The organism is Aliikangiella coralliicola, assembly GCF_007004725.1.
Taxonomy (GTDB): Bacteria; Pseudomonadota; Gammaproteobacteria; order Enterobacterales; family Kangiellaceae; genus Aliikangiella; species Aliikangiella coralliicola.
Map to the genome: position 1 here is coordinate 13,386 of NZ_ML660161.1, position 20,469 is coordinate 33,854.

The 20,469-nt window shown below is 41.8% G+C and carries 21 protein-coding genes; 15 read left to right on the forward strand and 6 right to left on the reverse strand.

Translation table 11 applies throughout. The features are described 5' to 3' along the window. Positions 1-74 precede the first annotated feature (74 nt). The 6 genes from folA (at position 75) to FLL46_RS03095 (ending at position 5,041) form a co-directional block, all read left to right on the forward strand. Positions 75-569: a type 3 dihydrofolate reductase gene (gene folA, locus FLL46_RS03070; RefSeq protein WP_142891973.1), complete on the forward strand. Its 495-nt coding sequence runs from the start codon at positions 75-77 to the stop codon at positions 567-569. Between the two features lie 59 nt (positions 570-628). Then, a complete protein-coding gene (locus FLL46_RS03075; protein ID WP_142891974.1) occupies positions 629-832 on the forward strand; it encodes a hypothetical protein in 204 nt (67 codons plus the stop codon). A gap of 38 nt (positions 833-870) precedes the next feature. Next, positions 871-1,362 carry a DUF6942 family protein gene (locus FLL46_RS03080; protein WP_142891975.1) on the forward strand — a complete coding sequence of 164 codons (492 nt, stop codon included), beginning with the start codon at positions 871-873 and terminating at the stop codon, positions 1,360-1,362. Positions 1,363-1,377: 15 nt separating this feature from the next. After that, positions 1,378-1,734: a hypothetical protein gene (locus FLL46_RS03085; protein ID WP_142891976.1), complete on the forward strand. Its 357-nt coding sequence runs from the start codon at positions 1,378-1,380 to the stop codon at positions 1,732-1,734. Positions 1,735-1,821: 87 nt separating this feature from the next. Then, on the forward strand, positions 1,822-3,681 hold the full coding sequence (locus FLL46_RS03090; RefSeq protein ID WP_142891977.1) for a GGDEF domain-containing protein: 1,860 nt from the start codon (positions 1,822-1,824) through the stop codon (positions 3,679-3,681). A gap of 184 nt (positions 3,682-3,865) precedes the next feature. Next, positions 3,866-5,041 (forward strand): phosphoglycerate mutase family protein, encoded by a 1,176-nt coding sequence (locus FLL46_RS03095; RefSeq protein WP_142891978.1) that lies wholly within the window; start codon positions 3,866-3,868, stop codon positions 5,039-5,041. Positions 5,042-5,216: 175 nt separating this feature from the next. Here FLL46_RS03095 and FLL46_RS03100 read toward each other — a convergent pair whose 3' ends face one another. Continuing rightward, entirely contained in the window at positions 5,217-6,359 is a 1,143-nt protein-coding gene (locus FLL46_RS03100; RefSeq protein WP_142891979.1) for a helix-turn-helix domain-containing protein, read from the reverse strand. Between the two features lie 293 nt (positions 6,360-6,652). Here FLL46_RS03100 and FLL46_RS03105 point away from each other — a divergent pair, with 293 nt between their 5' ends. After that, entirely contained in the window at positions 6,653-7,399 is a 747-nt protein-coding gene (locus tag FLL46_RS03105; protein ID WP_142891980.1) for a sterol desaturase family protein, read from the forward strand. Positions 7,400-7,445: 46 nt separating this feature from the next. On the opposite strand, the gene FLL46_RS03110 is transcribed toward FLL46_RS03105, so the two are convergent. Beyond that, on the reverse strand, positions 7,446-7,847 hold the full coding sequence (locus tag FLL46_RS03110) for an SMI1/KNR4 family protein (RefSeq protein ID WP_142891981.1): 402 nt from the start codon (positions 7,845-7,847) through the stop codon (positions 7,446-7,448). A gap of 235 nt (positions 7,848-8,082) precedes the next feature. On the opposite strand from FLL46_RS03110, the gene FLL46_RS03115 reads away from it, so the two are divergent. Continuing rightward, a complete protein-coding gene (locus FLL46_RS03115; protein ID WP_142891982.1) occupies positions 8,083-9,279 on the forward strand; it encodes a serine hydrolase domain-containing protein in 1,197 nt (398 codons plus the stop codon). Positions 9,280-9,361: 82 nt separating this feature from the next. On the opposite strand, the gene arsJ is transcribed toward FLL46_RS03115, so the two are convergent. From arsJ to yihA, 3 genes are all read right to left on the reverse strand, one after another. Continuing rightward, positions 9,362-10,558, reverse strand: a complete 1,197-nt coding sequence (gene arsJ, locus FLL46_RS03120) for an organoarsenical effux MFS transporter ArsJ (RefSeq protein ID WP_142891983.1) — start codon at positions 10,556-10,558, stop codon at positions 9,362-9,364. A 71-nt stretch (positions 10,559-10,629) separates the two neighbouring features. Continuing rightward, on the reverse strand, positions 10,630-11,643 hold the full coding sequence (locus FLL46_RS03125) for an ArsJ-associated glyceraldehyde-3-phosphate dehydrogenase (RefSeq protein ID WP_142891984.1): 1,014 nt from the start codon (positions 11,641-11,643) through the stop codon (positions 10,630-10,632). 63 nt (positions 11,644-11,706) lie between these two features. Further along, positions 11,707-12,369, reverse strand: a complete 663-nt coding sequence (yihA, locus tag FLL46_RS03130) for a ribosome biogenesis GTP-binding protein YihA/YsxC (RefSeq protein ID WP_142891985.1) — start codon at positions 12,367-12,369, stop codon at positions 11,707-11,709. A gap of 286 nt (positions 12,370-12,655) precedes the next feature. Between yihA and FLL46_RS03135 the strand changes: the two genes are divergently transcribed. The 5 genes from FLL46_RS03135 to FLL46_RS03155 all read left to right on the forward strand — a co-directional run bounded on the left by FLL46_RS03135 (position 12,656) and on the right by FLL46_RS03155 (position 17,784). Then, entirely contained in the window at positions 12,656-13,252 is a 597-nt protein-coding gene (locus FLL46_RS03135; protein ID WP_142891986.1) for a c-type cytochrome, read from the forward strand. 206 nt (positions 13,253-13,458) lie between these two features. After that, entirely contained in the window at positions 13,459-14,094 is a 636-nt protein-coding gene (locus tag FLL46_RS03140; RefSeq protein WP_142891987.1) for a thioredoxin domain-containing protein, read from the forward strand. A 14-nt stretch (positions 14,095-14,108) separates the two neighbouring features. Continuing rightward, complete coding sequence (locus FLL46_RS03145; protein WP_142891988.1) at positions 14,109-14,945, forward strand: endonuclease/exonuclease/phosphatase family protein; 837 nt, start codon at positions 14,109-14,111, stop codon at positions 14,943-14,945. A gap of 100 nt (positions 14,946-15,045) precedes the next feature. Next, positions 15,046-16,605, forward strand: coding sequence for a GGDEF domain-containing protein (locus tag FLL46_RS03150; protein WP_142891989.1), 1,560 nt, complete (start codon positions 15,046-15,048; stop codon positions 16,603-16,605). A 9-nt stretch (positions 16,606-16,614) separates the two neighbouring features. Then, positions 16,615-17,784 (forward strand): hypothetical protein, encoded by a 1,170-nt coding sequence (locus FLL46_RS03155; RefSeq protein ID WP_142891990.1) that lies wholly within the window; start codon positions 16,615-16,617, stop codon positions 17,782-17,784. A gap of 11 nt (positions 17,785-17,795) precedes the next feature. On the opposite strand, the gene FLL46_RS03160 is transcribed toward FLL46_RS03155, so the two are convergent. Beyond that, positions 17,796-18,410 (reverse strand): GNAT family N-acetyltransferase, encoded by a 615-nt coding sequence (locus FLL46_RS03160; protein WP_142891991.1) that lies wholly within the window; start codon positions 18,408-18,410, stop codon positions 17,796-17,798. Between the two features lie 103 nt (positions 18,411-18,513). Here FLL46_RS03160 and FLL46_RS03165 point away from each other — a divergent pair, with 103 nt between their 5' ends. After that, positions 18,514-19,836, forward strand: a complete 1,323-nt coding sequence (locus FLL46_RS03165) for an amidohydrolase (protein ID WP_142891992.1) — start codon at positions 18,514-18,516, stop codon at positions 19,834-19,836. A gap of 26 nt (positions 19,837-19,862) precedes the next feature. Then, entirely contained in the window at positions 19,863-20,384 is a 522-nt protein-coding gene (locus FLL46_RS03170; RefSeq protein ID WP_142891993.1) for a TIGR02444 family protein, read from the forward strand. Positions 20,385-20,469 lie beyond the last annotated feature (85 nt).

Genomic DNA, 20,469 nt, shown 5'->3' on the forward strand with positions numbered 1-20,469 from the left:
GTATTTTGGGAGTGAGTGATCTTAAAAAGCACAATTGGGTTGTAATGTGCTTAATCTAAAGGTGAGTAGAAAACATGAGTAAACCTGTTATTTCGCTAGTGTGTGCAATGGCGAAAAACCGTGTGATTGGTAAAGATAATCAAATGCCTTGGCATCTTCCCGCCGATCTCAAACATTTTAAGTCGGTTACGCTGGGAAAACCGATAGTGATGGGCCGTAAAACCTATGAGTCGATAGGGCGTCCGCTGCCAGGCCGGCGTAATATTGTGATAAGCCGAAATTCTGACTATCAAGTTGAAGGTTGCGATACGGCAACTTCGCTCGAATCAGCTTTGGCGCTGCTCGAAGGTGTTGAAGAGGTGATGGTGATTGGTGGCGGCCGAATTTATTCACAGGCCCTGGCGATGGCTGACAAACTCTTTCTGACTTTTATTGATCTTGATATTGAAGGCGATACGCATTTCCCCGAGTTTGAGCATTTAGCATTGAACGAAGTGAAACGCGAAATTCACGAGCCAGACGAAAAGAATTTATACCGTTGTGAATTTGTCGATTTCGAGATCGGCTAATTTTATTCCTGAAGCTCACTATGGCTGTCAGGTTAAAGTAATTATTTAAGGGGGTTATTATGTCGGGTCAGGGTTCAGCTGGAAATGTATTAGCCGCGCTGTGCAGCTTTTTTATTCCTGGTTTGGGACAGCTATTACAAGCTCGAATATTGATGGCTATAGCGCATTTTGTACTCGCAGGTCTCTTATGGTTAGTCTGGCTGGGATGGATTATTCATTTGTGGTCGATAATTGACGCAGCTAAGTTTAAGGCGAGAAACTAAGTCTTTGACAGTCGTCATTTAAATAGCTGTCATTTAATATGTGTTCACTGGTTGGTATCGGCAGTCAACAAGCGCGGCTAGCGGTCTACATAGCAAACCGCCCCCCATTACCCGAATTTACAGGTCTCAACGACTTTCGCCCGATGGTTAGTGGTGAGATAAAGTGTATTGCAGATTTAACTGGCAATCATTGGCGTAAAATTTTTAATTGTTACGCCAAGTTGTCCTTCTTGTTAGATTCAAATAATTACTCCAGCTGGCAGGAATTACGTGATAATCAGCTACTTCAAAGCAACGGTAATGAACAGTTATTGTTTTCGCCGCCTGATATTAATGAGTCCCGCATAATAAAAATTATTTGTGGCCGAACTTATTTTAAAGATCTGAATCTCAATATTAGTGTCGATTGGGTTGACTCTTATTTTGGGCTAAACTTTGAAAGCAAGCTGATAGTGACGCCATATTTCGATTATCGCCAATTAACGAATCAACGGATCGAACAGTTAGTTGATTATATTAAGATGGGATAAATAAACAGGTTTTATATGGAACAAAGCGATCTTTATGCGGCACCCAAAAGCAAGTTAATTGACAAGCATAATGATCCACTTCGCCCGAGTGCATCGATAATAACATTAACCATTTTTGTTGTTTTTATTGAGTTAGTGCTTTCTCTAGCCGTTGCCGCCAGCCGTTCGTTTAACAAAGCGGTGCCGTTCAGCACGTTAACTTTAATTGCTTATGTGCTATTTATTGTGGTAATTGGACCGTCTATTTTCACTTTGCTCTTCCAAATGAAAAAAAAATTTCAAAATGCAAAATCGCGAGCAAATTTATTTTTCTGTAGCTCATTGATTTTTATGATGTTACAAATCGCGTTCCTGATTGATTCAGCAAGTTAACGGCGGCTCTCTCCAGGTAGGAATTTACAAACTATAATAATTGATATTGCATGATAAAATGGCCGATTATCCGGTCGGGTATTCTTAATGATAATTTCTAGATTTCTTTGTGCTACTGCTTTGTTCCTAATGACATTTCAGGTAGTTTGGGCGTACGAACCACTTGAGCACTATAAAAAGTTGCTGGAAAGTGTTGAAAAGCCTGAACAGGCAATCGAGTTGTTGAATAACGCGAGTGATTCGATGTCAACCTGGGAGCAATTAGAACAAGGTGAATACTTTGTGATTCTTGGCAGCAGGCTGGAGGCTTTGAGTAGAATTGATGATGCTTACCAGAGTTACAGCAAAGCCATTGAGATTCTGACGCCTCTGCCCGTTTCAGAGTTTTTGATTGAGGCGCACTCTTCTCGTTCCTATATCCAATATTTAAAAACTTTCGACACCAGTGTTTATTGCCCGGAACGAGAAGTTGCACTGGAATATGCAAGGAAGTTGCAAGATGATGAAATTCTGGCTAAAGCACTGACTTCACTCGCATTTTGTTACCAGACAAAGAAAAATTTTTCTAAAGGAATTTTTTTACTAGAAGAAGCAATAGAGATAGCACAAAAAAAATCTCTTTCTGCAAATCGACATGCGATGATTTATAACGCGACGGCAATATTATATCGTGTTAACTGGTTGCTTGAACCTGCGTACGAGTACAATCGAAAGGCATATAATTTATGGGCGTCTGTTGATGATCGCCAGGACATGTTCAATATGCTTCATTCGATGACGGTTCTCGCCATTAGTATGGGGAAGGAGGAACTCGCTGAAAAGCATGTTGAGGAATTATTTGAACTTGCCGACACATCTCCAGAATTTAAGGATTTTCATTTTTTTGCTAATTATGATGCGGGTTCGGTGGCCCTGCTCAGCAAAAAATTTGAGCGTGCAATTCATTACTTTGAACGCGCATTAGCATTAGCAAATACAACTAACGAAAAAATATTTACTATTCGAGCTCATGCTTTTCTTGCAGAAGCATTTTTCCGCAATAAAGAAATGGAACGTGCTTATCAATCGGCAAGAAAATACCTACAAAGTAATCCGAATGAAAAAAGTGAGAAACAGTTAATATTAAAGACGCAAGCTATCGTATTGGCTGAGAGGAACAATAGTGCAGAAGAATTGGAAAAGCTTTTTTTATTACTTGAAATGGAAAAAGAGAGTAAGAGAAATGCCAGTTCAAAATTGATCGCTAGTCGTTCTGTTGAGCATGACGATAGGATCATAAAGTTCGAAAAGCAATTGCTAGAAAAACAATTGGCAATTAACCAACTGGAATTAGAAAGGCAAAAAGATCGACAGCGTATATCAAGACTAACCATCGCCACCATTGGACTAGTGGTCATTGTTCTATCGACGATTATTATTTTCTTGTTTCGTTCAAGAATGCTATTTAAGCAGCGCTCCCAGACCGATGTTCTGACGGGAATCGCTAATCGCAGCTATATTTTTGAAAAAGGGAAAAAGTTGATTAGTCATGCGGTCAATAATCAAAAAGACTTTTCTGTCATTCTATTTGATATCGATAAGTTCAAATCAATCAATGATACTCATGGGCACTACATTGGCGATGAAGCGATTATTGCGACTGCTAACCAGGCTAAACATTGGTTGCGTAATAAAGATATGGTTGGAAGAATTGGTGGTGAGGAATATCTTATTTTACTTCCCGGTACCGGACACGAGGAAGCTTTTGAAATCGCGGAACGGCTACGTCAGGGAATTGCCGAGAAGAACTTTGAGTTTGGTATGGTGAATATTAACTACACTATCAGTCTGGGAGTCGCTTCGCTGTCCGATAAAAATAACAAACTACCACGACTTGTTAAGCTGGCAGATGAAGCGCTTTATCGTGCTAAAAGCGATGGTCGAAATTGCACTAAAGTCGCCAATTAATTGGTGCTGTTGGTAGTCTGTCTCTTGAAGTCGTTCAGGTATATATCTGCTTACAAAATACAAGGTTACTAGCGATTAGTTCTCGGTAGAATACATCCTATGCTTGGTTTGTCGACTATGAACGACGATTTAGACCGATGGCCTTGAACGACAATTTAGAATGATAATAATGAGGGATAATCCCATGAAAAAGCCACTCTATATTTTTTTACTTTGTTCTTTGTGTTTTATCTCAAATGTTGTGTTGGCTAATGATAAAGGAGAGATTGATACAAGAGAAATTTATTTAGTAAGACATGCAGAAAAACAGCCAAGTTCGGGCAAAGATCCTTCGCTAACCGAAACCGGAAAAAAGCGAGCACAACACCTGGCCGAACTATTAAAGTCGCGCTCAATTTCCGCTGTTTACTCAACCCAATACAAGCGTACACTTGAGACTGCGACTCCCCTTGCCAATCAGCTTAATCTTAAAGTTCAACACTATGATCCCAGAAAGCTTAAGGAGTTTGCGGAAGAAATAAAAAATGCTTCCGGTAATGTTTTGATTGTCGGTCATAGTAATACAACGCCATCGCTAGTTTTTCTTTTAGGGGGAGACCCACATGGCGACATTGACGACTCCTACTACGAGCGTTTATACCAGCTCAATTTTACCGGGAATAAAGTGGCTACTCAGTTGTTAAAAACCAAACCTCAGGTGAACAGAGCAAAGCCTGGAAAGATTCAGTTTAACCCTGAAAGGTTTTTTAACGGGCAATTGAAATATCGAATGAGTATGCGTGGAAAGCCGGTTGGCGAGTCGACTCACTATTTCAAAAGACAGGGCAATGATTTTCTGCTTCATGAAAAGACTGTGTTAAAAGATTTTAATATTGATGCAGATATTAATGTTGTTGTTGATGGGAAAACTTTTTCTCCAAAGAAAATGGAAATGAAAGGCTCTATGGGAGCGCCGGTTGATATTCAGCTTGCCTGGAGCGACCAGCAAGTTCGAGGTCACAGTCTAATGTCTCGCGCACAGTTTAAAACACAGGGAAAGATTAAGGTTGATAGAAAACTCTCTCCCAATGTGGTCGAACGAACTGCTTCTATTATGCTTGCGCATTTAGTTAAACTTGATAAGCAAAAAGCGTTCGCTGTTCAGTGGTACAACGGGTACGATAACACCACTCGTGACATTGAAATCAGCTATCAAGGCGAAGAGAAAGTAGTTGTTCCTGCGGGGACTTTCGATACCTATAAGATACGTTATCAAGGTGGTGCACCGTCGCAGCTTTTTTATATCGCGAAAGGAAAACAGCCTAAAGTGGTAAAAATAGAAGTGATTGCCAGCCCCTGGCTGTATGAGCTTATCGAGTAATTTATACCGGTTATTAGCTGTTCATAGATTAAATTCCCTCTCCTGGAAGGAGAGGGCCAGGGAGAGGTTGAAGGTCTCAGAATATAGTTTATGTCTAAGAGATTTTAGGCTTCTTTTCACTATCCCCTAATCCCTAAAAATACCGTACCATCCAGAGATAGAGGGCTAACTGAATTTATTCGACATCGGAGTTAGTGTTCGTTTGATTCGACTGCTGAAATTGTTTTGGTGTAACGCCGGTCCAGCGTTTAAAAGCGCGATTAAAAGCGCTTTGATCGTTGAAACCAACAATACCACTAATATGACTAAGTGGTTGTTCCTTTTCATTGAGTAGTTTTATTGCGAGGGACATTCTTGCGTTATCAAGTAATTGTCGAAAGTTTTTATTTTCTTGCCTCAAATGGCGTTGCAGGGAGCGAGAAGTCGTATTAAGACTTTGTGCCACAGTTTCAATCGTGGCGTTCCCGGAAAAAATCAAACCAGGCAGTAACGCAATAATTTTTTCTGAAATTGATGCCGCTCCCGCTGAGATTTCTTTTACCGCTAAATCGGCTTTCTCCTGTATTGCCTGACGAACTAAGGGCTCTGCCTGGCGTAGCGGCTGTTTAAAATAGTGTGACTGAATGCAAATGTAGTTTTCATGATCATTGAGAGTAACAGGACAACCAAAAAATTCTTCATAGGGCGCAATTGAAACCGGCCGTGGAGATAGGTGAACTGAATTAAGTGATGCTTTCTCGCCGATAAACTTCCAGCCAAAACTTACCCACCCTGCCAGCACGCCGTCAATAACCTGGGTTGAACAGTTAAGGACACTCGGACGTGGCCGCCAGTAAATTTTAACTAATTCGTCGTGATGTTTTGAGTGGGGAATAATTTCTGTTTCAAGTTTGCCTATCTCACTGACCAATACGCCGTATTGATTAACGGCTTGTGATGCTTGTTCCAGGGTCGCACTCGCCATCGCCAGATAACCAAGCAAGTTGAACGACGCGATATCGATTTGTTGGCCAAATTTCAGGCCGAAACAGGGCTCATCGAGTTGCTTTCCAGCTGCCTCAAGTAATTCCTCAAATAATGCGGCTTCGACCCGTTGATAGCTGTTTGTTGGTTTGTTCTGTTCAGATGGCAATTTTGTCGGAAAATGGTTGTCGGCGGATGAGTTTTTTTGAATAACTCTCTCTGGCTGGAAAGCTTGTAACCAATCGTCCCTAAGCGATTTTTCTCTCACTAAATTTTTCGCAAAATCCAGCGCGCTTTGATAGTAACTAAGTGCAACTGTCGCCGATTTATCTGGAAGATTGGTTTGGGGTTCCATTAACTGGTTTGTCTGGTTAGTGAAGACTATTAATAAAATACTAACACAGCCAGTGACTATAGCTGAATCAATATCAGAAAGCAGGAAGTGAGGATACCTGCCCCTGGTTGCTCTATCTCAACTTAATCTACCCAGAACTTGCAGACAACGAAATAGAGATTAATCTGGCGGATTGAGTTAAAAATTCGTCACTTAAAGACAATAAAAAAGGCATTTTGTTGGTTATGCTATTCCTAGTGTCGGTTTAAATTAAACGAAAAGTTTTCTCTTTCAAAATAGAGTTTGTCAAAATTATGAATCCTAACAATCTTGAACAAAATCAGGCATTTCGGCGTAATTATCGAGAGACACAGATTAGTGCGAGTTACAAAGGCTGGCTGCATTTAAGTTTTACACTAACTTTTGCCATCGGTATCGTGATAATCGCTATTTCTCAACTGGAATCAGTGACTAGCTGGGAATATCTTACCATTCCGATAACATTTATTTATGCGAACCTGGTTGAATACTTTGTGCATAAAGGTCCCATGCACCGCCCCTTCAAAGGGCTGGATATTATTTATAAAAGACATGCTACCCAACACCATATCTTTTTTACCGATCAATTTATGCGGTTTGACTCAACGCGCGATTTTAAAGCGGTATTATTTCCGCCAATGTTAATTGCGTTTTTCCTGGTGTTTTTTGCGTTGCCCGCTGGCTTGCTGATCCGTTTGCTGTTTACCGCTAATATCTGTTATCTGTTTGTGGTGACGGCGTTTAGTTATTTTGCGCTTTATGAAATTCTGCATACAACTTATCACGTGCGCAGCGACTCCTGGATTTATCGGCTGCCTTTTCTAAAATCGCTAAGGCAATTACACCAGGATCATCATCGGCTAGACTGTATGGCGCATAATAATTTTAATATTACCTTTCCAATTGGTGACTGGATATTTGGGACTTATTATCGTGGGCCTAAAGAGCCTGGGCTTAAAGAGGCTGAGCTTAAAGAGAATCGACAGACACAAAAAAGTCAGGCGGAGTTTAAATCTGGGTGAATTTCAGGTGGGTTAACTACTAAGCCAGACTAACTTTTAATCCAGACTAGCTCTTAATCCAGACATCTTCCGCCCACTCCCAGATATCTTCCCATTGCTCATCGCCAAACTCGCCGTGTTGCCAGGATAAAATATTTCCCTCCTGGTTAATACAGTAGTAACAATGATTCGTCTGACAAATAGGCATCAAATCTCTTGGCAGACCTTGGGCCCAGGCCTCGGCAGTCACTTCCGGCAAGTGAGTATGAGCGTGGGGATCGCACACCGTCACCGGTTCAATCGAACCACATACCAGATCACTTACATTTAACAGAAAGGTTTTAAGCGCGGCAGGTATTGGTAGCAACAACTGCTCTTCGATTTCGACCAGGTCGTCTTCATCGGGCAAATCCAGAGGAATTGTCTGGGTAATTGCGGCTTCTTTGAGTGCTTCGATAACTTCGTTCATTGATTACCTGCTTTTTCTTGAATCGATTGCAAAATCACTACTTGATTTAGACTCGATAGCTAAATACGGCCTAAAGTTTACAGAGAATTTTGTTGAATTTGCAAACTATTGCAGTGCGATGCTTGAGAAAAATAAAACCACGAGATATGTTAGAAAATAATCAGAAAAGCGATTGCGTTCAGTGTGTTGTCGGACAGATCTATTGTCATACCTAAATAATTGAGAGGTGAACACAATGAAAAAAACATCTGTTATCGTTAACTGGGTGCTTTGTGTTTGCGTAGCTGTCTGGTTGTCCGGGTGCGGTGGCGGTTCGTCGGGTGATCAAACACAGACGCCGCCGGTTGAGTACAAATATAGCCCGCCGCTGGACATAGGTGATGGGTGGCAGGTTGGAGATTTAGACCAGCTGAATATTGATCCGACGGCTTTAGAAATCTTAATCAAAAATATTCAAAATAAGTTTCCGGGTTATTTGTATATTGATTCGTTGGTCATTGCGCATAATGGTCAATTAGTACTCGAAGAGCAATTGAGAACTTCGTTGGATTTTGCTGACGGCTGGGCGAGTAATCAGGATATCGATTTACACGTGATCAATTCGGTGACAAAAAGTTATACCTCGGCATTGATTGGTATTGCTATCGACCAAAACCTTATTACGGGCGTTGACGTTCCCGTTCATGATTTTTTCCAACACAAACAACCGCTGGCCAACTGGAGTGAATCTAAAGCCTCAATTACTTTAGAGCATTGGCTAAATATGCAATCGGGTTATAACTGGGATGAATGGAATGTCAGCTACCTGGATTCGACTAACCTCAACAGTCAGATGAATAATGCGCTTGATCCCATTCGTTTTTTGCTGGAGCGACCGATGGCGACTGAGCCGGGAACCACTTTCGCTTATTCAACCGGCATATCCTTTGGTATCGGTCGAATTTTGCAGTTGGCGAGTGGTATGAGTGTGGCTGATTTTTTAAGAGAACACTTGCTCATACCGCTTAACATCACCAAGTTCGATTATTGGAGTCTTGATAATCAATTACATACTGGAAGTGCACTCTATCTGACCACTCGAGATATGGCTAAATTTGGCCAGTTATTTCTGGATGGCGGCGTCTGGAATGGGGCTCGAATTATTTCTGAAGACTGGGTGGCTCGGTCCACCACGCAAAGAGTCAATTTAAATGAATCGGGATCTTTTGGTTATGGCTACCAGTGGTGGATGAATGAATATCATGTTGGGCAGCAAACTTTCAAAAGCTATTCGGCGAACGGTTATGGCGGCCAGTATATTTTTGTTTTTCCAGAAATTGAGCTGGTTATTGCGATGACAGGCAGTGCCTATCTTGATGGGCAAACTTCAGGACGTGATATACGAGCCATTTTACAGCAGACTATTTTGCCCAGTTTTGTTAATGCTAACTAACCCCAGCTGTACTAGGGTGAATGAGCTGGTTAATTGAATAGATAGCACTGAGCAGAGTTTGTTGGCGCCTACTATCGCTATTTCACCCTTTTTCTAAGCTTTTGAGCTTAAGGGAAATCAAAGCGCAAGCACCAATCATTATCGCTGATCCGGTAATACAGGCGATAAACCCGCACCATTGGTAGATCAGTCCAGAGAGTAAGGTTCCTACCAGACGCCCGGCAGCATTCGACATGTAATAAAAACCAACATCTAAAGAAACGTCGTCTTTGGTTGAATAAGCGAGCACCAAATAAGAATGTATAGCGGAATTGACTGCAAAAATGACCGCAAAAGACAATAATCCGCCAATAATAACCACGGTCATATCAACGCCAAGCTTAGCGGCAATGATCATTAAGACTGGTGCAATCAATAAGATACCAACGGCTTTGGCTGCGGTCTGGCCATCTGGTGCGTGTTCTGGTTTTTTAAAACCCAAAGCTCTAGGAGTGGATGATTGAACCAATCCGTAAAGGATAACCCAGACTGCCATTAAAATGCCTACTTCGGCGTGAGTCCACAGAAGTGATGCCTGTAAAAATACTGGTAGTGCGACAACAAACCAGATATCTCTGGCACCAAAAAGAAAAAATCGTGCGGCTGATAAGCGATTAATCGACTCGCTTTTGGAAAATAAGTGCTTAATTTTCACTTTGTATTTTTGGGGCGCTAAATCGGCTGGTAGTAATAATGCACAAACGATAAAAATTGCCACGAGACCGCCTGCCATACTAAGTAAAGCCGCCTGATAGCCCAGCCAGGATAATAGTAACCCGCCCAAAAAGAAGCCAACACCTTTTAAGGTATTCTTTGAACCGGTTAAAATGGCGACCCATTTGAATAATTGGCCCTGGGTATCTTCAGGAACCAGTAATTTGAGGCTACTTTTGGCGCTCATTTTATTGAGATCTTTGGCTATCCCGGAAATCGCTTGAGCTGCCATAACGTAAGGAACCGAAAGGTAGTTTTCCAGACTGAGTAAATAGAGCGCAAGAATTTGTAAAATAAGGCCGGAAAAAAGCGTTTTGTTCAGGCCAAAGCGCGCAGCCAGCCAGCCGCCGAAAAGATTGGTGACAATGCCAAAAAATTCGTAAAAAAGAAAAAGAAATGCAATATCTAAAGCGGCGTAGCCTAGTTGATGAAAATACAAAACAACCAACATGCGCAGGGCACCGTCGGTGAGAGTAAATCCCCAATAGGCTGCGGTAACAGTCGCGTAGCTTTTTATGGCACTCATTTTATTGTTGTCATTTTAGTTAATGTGGCACTTAAGTAATATGCCACCTGGTGGTGACATATTCAGAGTGACTACTCTGCTATTTTTTCTGCGATCATCAAAGTTATGTCTTTCATTCGCTCAACGTAGTTGATTTCATTATCATACCAGGCGATGACTTTAACCATGTCGCCCTGAGTGACCTGGGTTGATAAGGCATCAACAATACCTGAGCGTTTATCATCTTTATAATCAACCGATACCAGCGGCCGAGTTTCATAACCGAGAATGGTATTCAGTTCATTTTTTGCAGCTTTTTCAAAAGCATCATTAACTTCTTCTACGGATGTTGTTCGACTGGTTTTAACAACCAGATCAACAATTGATGCGTTAACGGTTGGCACTCGAACAGCCAGACCATTAAGCTTACCTTCCAGCTCTGGAAATATTTTCATAATCGCGGTAGTGGAACCGGATGAAGTCGGGATCAATGATTCACCACATGAACGAGCGCGGCGCAAATCTTTATGCGCGCTGTCGATAATCCGCTGTGTATTGGTGATATCGTGAATGGTGGTCATCGCGCCTTGTTCGATACCAAAATTTTCCAGTAATACTTTGATCACCGGTGCCAGACAATTGGTGGTGCAAGATGCTGCTGTCACCAGGTGGTTTTTTTCATGTTCGTAAAGCTGGTGATTAACGCCGTAAGCGATATTTAAGGTCCCTTCATCTTTAACCGGGCATGACACCAGAATTTTTTTCACACCTTGATTGAAAACCGGGTTAAACAGTGCGGTTTTTCGGTATTTACCACTACAGTCAACTAACAGATCCACCTTGTTCCAGTCGGTTTCACTCATATTGTCATGCTGGGTGTGTTTGACTCGTTTGTTGCCGATTAAAATTGAAGTGTCTTCAACGGTAATTTGTTCGGGCAAAAACTTCCCATGTACCGAATCAAATTCCAATAAGTGAGCACTGCATTCAATGGTACCCTCAGGTTCATTGATGTGGACGATTTCGATGCCAGGTGTATCCCAAAGTGTGCGAAAAAACAGTCGGCCCATACGACCAAAGCCATTGATTGCGACAGTTAAAGACATTGATGTTTTCCTTAGTGACAATTAATAAGTTACTGTGTGCGGGTAGAACTAAGCCGATAAATGTCAGTTCTTTGATTCGGTTTGCTGATTTAATGACGCTAATATTTCATCTTGATTAACAAAACCATACCAGACCTTAAGTTTGTTAATTAATTCTTCCAAACCTATTTTATGGGTTGCTGAAAAGATCTGACTGGTTATTTTTTCTGATATTCTGGCAAGATGTTTATTAACCGAGAGCAAGGCTGTTTTGCGTGCGCCGGACTTTAATTTATCTGCTTTACTCAAAACGACATGTACTGGCAGGTCTGCACTAACCGCCCATTGAATCATTTGTTTATCGGTTTCTTTTAACGGGTGGCGAATATCCATAAACACAACCAGAGCCTGTAAACAAAGCCGCTCTTGCAAATAGGTGCTGAGTGTCGTTTGCCATTGCTCCTTTATATCTTTTGAGACTTTGGCAAAACCATAACCAGGTAAATCGGTAATACGGCTGTCATCATCCAACCGAAAAAGATTGATTAATTGAGTTCGTCCTGGGGTTTTACTGGTCTTTGCCAAGTTTTTTTGATCAGTAATAGCGTTTAAAGCCGTTGATTTTCCTGCGTTTGAGCGGCCAGCGAGAGCAACTTCCACTCCCTGATCAGGCGGCAGTTGAGACAGCTTGGCTGCGCCCATTAGATAACGAGCGACTCGAAACGGATTGTTGTTAGTATTCTTCATGAGCTGTGGCTTTTTATATCTGGTTTGCCTATAATTCACGCATTCTGGCCAGATAGCAAAATGGTTAGCTGATAATCGAAATGATTAATAACTGCATTTGTTAATAATCGATTCAGTCGATGACCAAGGGTTAACAAGTATCTAGAGTATAAGTTTATCGACCCAAGGTTATCAATGCTACTGCTAATCAAGGATTATTGAAAATTCCGGGGTCAACTGAATAGAAAATATCCATTAATTGCTATCAGGCACGTTATAAGAGATCTCTATCATCAAAGGTATAATAATGAATAGAACAATAGGCTTAGTATTGGCTGTCGTTTTTGCGGGAAGTGTTTCAGCTGGGGATGCCGCAAAGGGAAAAGAAAAATCGGTCACTTGCGCCAGTTGCCATGGTCCTGATGGAAATAGTCCCCTGGCGATCAATCCAAAATTAGCGGGACAAAGCGAAAAGTATCTGGTTAAGCAGTTGAAAGAGTTTAAGTCTGGTGCGCGCAAAAATGCGACTATGGCACCAATGGCTAGCATGCTGTCTGATGAAGACATCGAGCATGTTGCAGCTTTTTATGCTTCGCAAAAGGTTCAGCATGCTGCGGTAAATGATGAATATATTCAATTAGGTCAGCGTTTGTATCGCGGTGGAGATGCCGATAGAGATATTCCAGCCTGTATTGCTTGTCATGGTCCAAAAGGTCAAGGTATGCCTGCTGCTGGATTTCCGGCATTAGGTGGACAACACCCTGGATATACAAAAGCGCAGTTGTTAGCTTTCAGAGATGGTTCGCGCGACAACGATTTGAACAGTGTTATGCGTGATATTGTTGCTAAAATGAGCGATCAGCAAATAGAAGCCTTATCCCAATATTTGGTCGGCCTACACTGATTGGCTTAGACAACCGGCTTAGGCAAATATCCGAAGAAAAGCGACTTTTTGTCGCTTTTCTCATTTATGGGTCTTTATCAAATGTCGCTTATGCGTATAATCTGAACTCCGTTACTCTCCTAATCAAAAAATAAGAGTCTGTGAGTTTGTCATTAATTCCTAAACTGTTCCTCTTCACCTTTCTGCTTGCTACTCCGCTGTTGTCAGTGCAAGTCGTCAAAGCTAGCGAATCTGTGACTGCTAACCAGTTAGCCAATAACGATCAACCTGACAATTTTATTGAAGGGGTCGACTACCGTTTATTACAAAACGCTTCCATTGATAACGCTATCGAACTCGATCAACTACAACAGGTGGTTGATATTGAAATTTTCTATTGGTACGGTTGTGAACCTTGCCAACAAACAGAGCAAGCGTTAAGCGAATACTTACAAACACGGTCTGAATTGACCGTCAGAAGAACGCCATTGGTGGCGTATCTTAGTTGGCGGCCCCAAGCTTATCTCCAACCAATGTTAGAGCAATTAGAAGGTTCTGTGCAATTACCTTCTCAGGATGAACTTTATCGCCAATGTATAGAAGATTGCAGTGTTTTTAGTGATTTGCCCGCCTCCATAGAGTGGATAAAGCAGCGGTATAATATTAATGAGATGCCGCGGCTTGATGAATCTAAAATCTGGCAGACGGAAAAAAACTACCGAAAACGGGCTAATTCGTTTTCCATTTCTCAGGTTCCGACTATTATTATTAGGGAAAGCTATATAACGGATGCGAATTCGGCGAAGAGCTTACCTCGATTAATGGCTATCATTGAGCATTTACTGGGTAAGAGTCCTAATTAGCAAACCACAAGACTATGGTAAAACCTATAAACACTGCAGAAGATTTAACTAAATTTAACTACGAAGCTGATAGCCGGCTAAAGCTATTGAGTTATAACGTGCAGGTTGGCATCGGCAGCCAGGGGTATCGAGACTATGTCACCCAGAGCTGGCGGCATATACTACCGGATTCGCGCCGACAGGCTAATTTAACTGAGATTGCACACTGGCTTTCCGAGTATGACATTGTTGCCTTGCAGGAAGTTGATGCCGGCAGCATTCGAACACACTATATCAATCAGGTCGCTTTTCTAGCGCAAAAAGGTGGCTTTCCACACTGGCACCATCAACAAAATCGGCATTTCGGTAAATTGGCTGCCCATTCGAATGGATTACTCGCGAAACATCCGGTGGATCATATTATTCATCATAAGCTACCTGGTAGAATCGCAGGTAGAGGCGCATTACAGGCAACTTTTGGGCATGGCGATAGTCAATTACTAGTATTGTCAGTCCATTTAGCGTTGAGCCCCAAGGCCAGACGCAAGCAACTGGCTTATATTAGCGAGCTGGTGATTGACTATCCTTATTTTATTATTATGGGCGATATGAATTGTCGCCATTCGCAGGCGCAGGCTGAATTTGCCAAGCAGGGACTAGCTGTACAGGCCGGTAATAGTTGCCAGCCTACCTTTCCACGGTGGAAACCCAAGTATCACTTTGATCAAATATGGGTTAGCGAAGGTTTAAGAATTGTGAGCTGCGAAGTGATGGATTTAGGCGTGTCTGATCATTTGCCAATAGCCATTGAAATTGAAATTCCGGAACAATTACAAAATATCAAGTCGCTGCCTGAGCATTATCTGAATTAGAACCTGTTTATCTGTCTTTCCGGTTCATGCAGAGTTTTATTCGCTCGGGAGTAACCGCGAGATCAGAACTAAGAACATTTGCTATGACAGAAATAGTGCTATGACAGAAATTGGAACCCCGCAAGAAACTCACTCACTCAATGAGTTAAAACGCAGTATCGCTCGCCTAAGTTATATCGGCATGGGACTGTCGCCTGAAATGGACGGCAGGCTCAATGAGTTACGAAAAGCAATTAAGTCTGATGCAAATCACGAAGAAATTAATCAACTGGTCGATAAAATTAGCAAGACGCTACGTACCTTAGAAGATACGACTGAGTCAGAAAAAGTTGAAGTTGCTGAGCAAGAAGTTGATTTGTTAAAGCTGTTATTATCCCAGCGGTTGCCGGCGAAATTGAAGAAAACATTAAAATCAATGCAGCGACAGTCAGAAAATATGGATGCAGCAGCAGTCGCAAATAATATCGTCGATGCCATTCAAAAATTTTTACAGCAAGCCCAGCAAAATGAAAAATCTGAGCCCGGATTATTGGGGCGATTATTCAAACGAAATAAAACGGAACTTAACAAAGTACAAAATCAACCGGCTGTTTCTGAAGATGAACATTGGTTGTCAGAAGAACTAAAGTCCTCATTGCTACACTTGGTTGATCAATTATCTGTTATGGATAAGTATTCGGAATTGGCAGTCAAGCTGACGGAGAAAGTTGTCCAGCTGGAGAAGATTACCGATTTAGCTGATATTCTGGAATTGATTACCAGTGCTTTTGTTGAAGTCAGCGGTCATGAACACGAACAGTTTGAAAAATTCCTCAAGTCGCTGAATAAAAGAATTGATCGCGTTAACGAATTTATCGATGGCACCGTCAATTATAGTCAACAGGTGACAGCGCAGAGCAACCAACTGGATCTTGATCTTCAAAATAGTGTGACTGAAATTAAAGATAGTTTTGAAGCCTCTAGCTCATTGACCGAAGTTAAGCAAAGCTTGTTTCAAAAAATGGATTCGATTGTCTCCCGTGTTAACTCTTTTTGCGAAGCACAAGCTGCCAATCAACAACAGCTCAACCAAAATATGGTTAACTTGCGTGAACAACTTAGAGCGACCGAAGATGAATCATCACGATTGCGCGATGATCTGGCTGCACAAAGAGTCAGAGCGCAAACTGATCCATTGACACAACTTCCTAATCGTTATTCTTATAACGAACGACTCACCCAGGAATACAATCGTTGGCGTCGATATCGAAGTCCGTTAAGTTTGGTGGTTGGTGATATCGATTACTTTAAGAAAGTTAATGATGAGTATGGGCATACTGCTGGAGATGAAGTACTTCGAGTGGTCGCCTTGTTCTTGCAAAACGGCTTAAGAGAATCTGATTTTATTGCGCGCTTTGGTGGTGAAGAGTTTGTGATTTTGTTGCCCGAAACTTCGTTGGTTGATGCGACTAAAGCAATTAATAAACTACGCCAGGGAGTGAAAGACGTTAAGGTTGAATTTGAAGCGCTTATCATACAGGTTGCTATGTCTTTCGGGATTGCCGAGTTTGAAAATAACGATACGCCAAAAGCGGTGTTTGCCCGAGCGGATCAAGCACTCTATCGCGCCAAAGAAAAAGGTCGTGACCAGGTCTGTTGTCAAAGAGCAAAATTAAACTGACTATCATTTATGTTGTTTGATATTAACTCCTGTTCACACGAAATTTCCCTTCAGCTAATTAATCACCAGCGCCGACTAACAAAATTTGCCGATCTGCCATTAACGCATTCACAAAAAGAAAAAGACCTTTATCAGCTAGACTGTCAAAAATTTCTGAGTCACTTACTCATCGACTCCATTCATGGCGGCTTCTATTTCGAACGAGAGGGTAAGCTGGTTTTCTCTGCATTGCGTAATGCTGTTTTAGCGGAATACTTTCTTTGTGCAGGCAAAACATTTTTTGACGGCGAGCTTATTTTTCAGGGCGTTAATTTACTAAAGTCAATTCACCAACACTTGTTTGATAGACAGAAAAAAAGCCTGATTAACGAGTTGTCTTATCAACCGGATCAGCTACCTTTCAACTTTAGTGGCGAGTTATTGTCATCAAGTCTGGACGATAACGAAATGTCCTTGTTGTTGGCATTAATTAAGAAAACTCAACTCGATCAGGGCAAGAGCAATTTGATCAGTTTTAAGTTGCCGCTTGTGAAGGCTGCCGCTCAAGCTGGTATTCATTTTAAACAGGCGCAAATCCTTGAGGCGACGTTAGTCAATAAATTAATGGGTTTAGCAAAACGCCAATACGATGAGACAACTGCCACAAGAGAAAATCGTTTGCCGCTGGCGGATCACCGAATCAACGCTCAAGTACTATCAAGTTTTATTTACGCAACATTATGGCATCAAATAGATTATTTCAATTTAACGGTTGAGTCGTTAACAAAGACCTTGATTGAATTTTTTCTTGATAACAAGTACTCAAAAAAACAGGACATAGTGGCTAAGCTTCATACCAGTTATGCCCTGCTTGACGCTTGTCAGTTACAATATGATGCGCAACTGGTTGTTAGCATTTCACAATTTATTCAGCAACAAGAATGGCCAGAGCTGATCGAAGTTGGAGACAACCATAGCCAGCTGATCCTTTTTCGTGTTATCAGTACCCTTACTCAACTAAACCTGTTAGAACAAGCGTTTTCGAATAGAATAGAAAAATGCAATTTATCATTCGACGATGATAGTCAGGTTAACATTGTATTGTTATCGGGCTCTGTCGTGGAAAAAGAACAACAAAAGCAGAAGTTTTTTTCGAGTTATCAATTTAATTCAAAATTATATGATATCGGTCGATGCTGAGTTTTGGTTATTTATGAACGCGCCATCCATTCTGTTTTTAATAGACCCATGATGATGTCATCACACCACTCACCTTTAAAAAAGACCGATTGTTTTAAATGCCCTTCTAAGCGAAAGCCACTTTTTTCAAATAATTTCATCGACGCCTGGTTACGTGCATCAATTGAGACGTGGATTCGATGCAAATCGAATTGATTAAAAAGAAAATCGACCAGGCCGGTGATTGCCTCAGATGCCAGTCCTTTTCGCTGAAAAGCCGTATCCAGAGCAATGCCAAGTTCCGCCTGTTTTTGTGTATCTGTTTCAATACAAAAAGCGACATCACCGACAATACCACCTGATTCATTCTCCGCACTTTTGATATCGAGATTATTGAATTCCTCCGGGTTTAATTGAAGAATTACTTGATACCAAAAACCTGGCGCGCCGACGGGCCGCTCGCGCATTCCTGTTGCATAATTTGCGACTTCCTGTTGGTTTTCGGGCGTCCAGCCCTGGAATATTGATACCGCCGGTTGATTGCGGTAATCATAGACTCTTCTAGCATCAGTCGTTCGCATTGGGCGCAATGTTAACCGAGGCGTTTGAATTAATGCCTGTTCGTGCGAAATAATACTCTCTGTCATTTTCCGGCAACTATTGGTAAAAATATTGACTATAGTTTACTGCTTGAGCAGTAATGTTTAAACCAGTATGCTGTGAATGGAATGAGAAAAGGAAAAAAAGAAGATGAAATTAAGCGCCAAACAATTTTTTACCGCGGTTACCGTATTACCATTTTTATTATTGGCAAATCATGTTTATAGCCAACAGCGTGATCAAAATATTTCTTTAGACTCACTGGTAGACTCTGTTGAGAATAAAGTGATTAAGTGGCGTCGTCACTTTCATCAATTTCCCGAATTATCAAACCGTGAATTTAAAACCGCAAAAACCGTCGCAGCGCATCTACGTTCCTTGGGATTAGAAGTTAAGACCGGGATCGCTCACACTGGTGTGGTTGGTATTTTACGGGGGGGCTTACCCGGTAAAGTTGTGGCGTTGCGAGCTGATATGGATGCATTGCCGGTAACAGAGAGGGTTGATTTACCTTTTGCATCTACTCAGGTAGCCGAATACGCAGGACAGAAAGTGGGTGTGATGCACGCCTGTGGTCACGATACCCACACTGCGATTTTAATGGGGGTGGCTGAAGTATTATCAAAAATCAGAGATAAAATTCCGGGCACGGTTAAATTTATCTTCCAACCGGCTGAAGAAGGCGTTCCAGTTGGCGAAGAAGGTGGCGCCGAATTAATGGTCAAAGAAGGCGTACTTAAAAACCCCGATGTCAGCGCGATTTTTGGTCTTCATATTTCCTCCCAGACCCGAGTGGGAACGATTGGTTATCGGCCGGGTGGCATGATGGCGAGTGTTGACGATTTTAGAATTTTGGTGAAAGGTCAACAGACTCATGGATCAGCCCCCTGGAATGGTGTTGATCCTATTGTTATCTCCAGCCAGATTATCAATTCGCTGCAAACCATTGTTTCTCGTCAGATGCAATTAACCAAGCAAGCAGCTGTGGTTACCATTGGAAGTATTCATGGTGGCGTTCGTTCCAACATTATCCCTGAAGAAGTCGAAATGATTGGCACAATTCGCGCTTTGGATGCCGATATGAGAGAAAAAATTCATCAGAAAGTCCGGCAAATCGCCACGGGGGTCGCTGAGAGTATGGGAGCCAGTGTAAAAATCGACTTACCCATGTCTTCCAGTTATCCCGTTACCTACAATACCCCGGAGCTGGTTAAGCAAATGTTGCCAACGATGAAACGCCAGGCCGGGGAAGGCAGAGTCGTGCTAATTGATGCGATCACCGGTGCTGAAGACTTTTCTTTTTTTGCCAAAGAAGTGCCTGGTTTCTATTTTTTCCTGGGGGGGCGCCCCGTAGATGTACCGCCAGAGAAAGCGCCGGCTCACCATACGCCAGATTTTTATATTGACGAATCAGGAATGAAGCTTGGCGTGCAAACGCTGGCGAACATGGCGCTGGATTATTTGCAAAACTAGTTAAGACAAAACGATAAGAGATACCGATGTCGAATTTGGAGCTTTCTAAAAAAGTAGCCGATTTTTGGCAGCGCTCTACCAGCTTTTATTCAATTGCCGCGGTTAGAGAATTACTGCTTCAATTGCAAAATGACCATCAAAAAAATATTAACAGGCTTTTATTTGCGCTCTGGTTCAGCTCTGAGGAAAGGCGATATTTGAGTCAAAATGAAACCCGCGCGATTAAGCATTCGGTGCAACCGGTTGAGAGTTGGATAATTCAGGCCAGAAAAATTCGTTTTGAGATAAAAGCTCAACAGGAGACCATTGAAAATTACCCAAGTATTCGAGAAGGCCTCTTAGCCAGCGAGCTAGCATTAGAAAAGTTACACCAACAGCGTATTTTGCAGGGGGTTTATGAGTTGGTTGAGGATATTAAATCACCAATCAATCAAACCAATGCACCGGAGGTTATGTTAGGAAATATCCACCGAATGTGCGGTCAAACTCAAGAAGCTGAGAATTTGTATCTCCAATTAATTCAACTTTGGCAAGATTTTGAGAATTAAAACCAGGCGCTATTGCCTGTAGACCTTTCATCTCAACAGAAGATAAATGGTTAAATTATCAACATTCTCTTGACCCTGAAGTTCA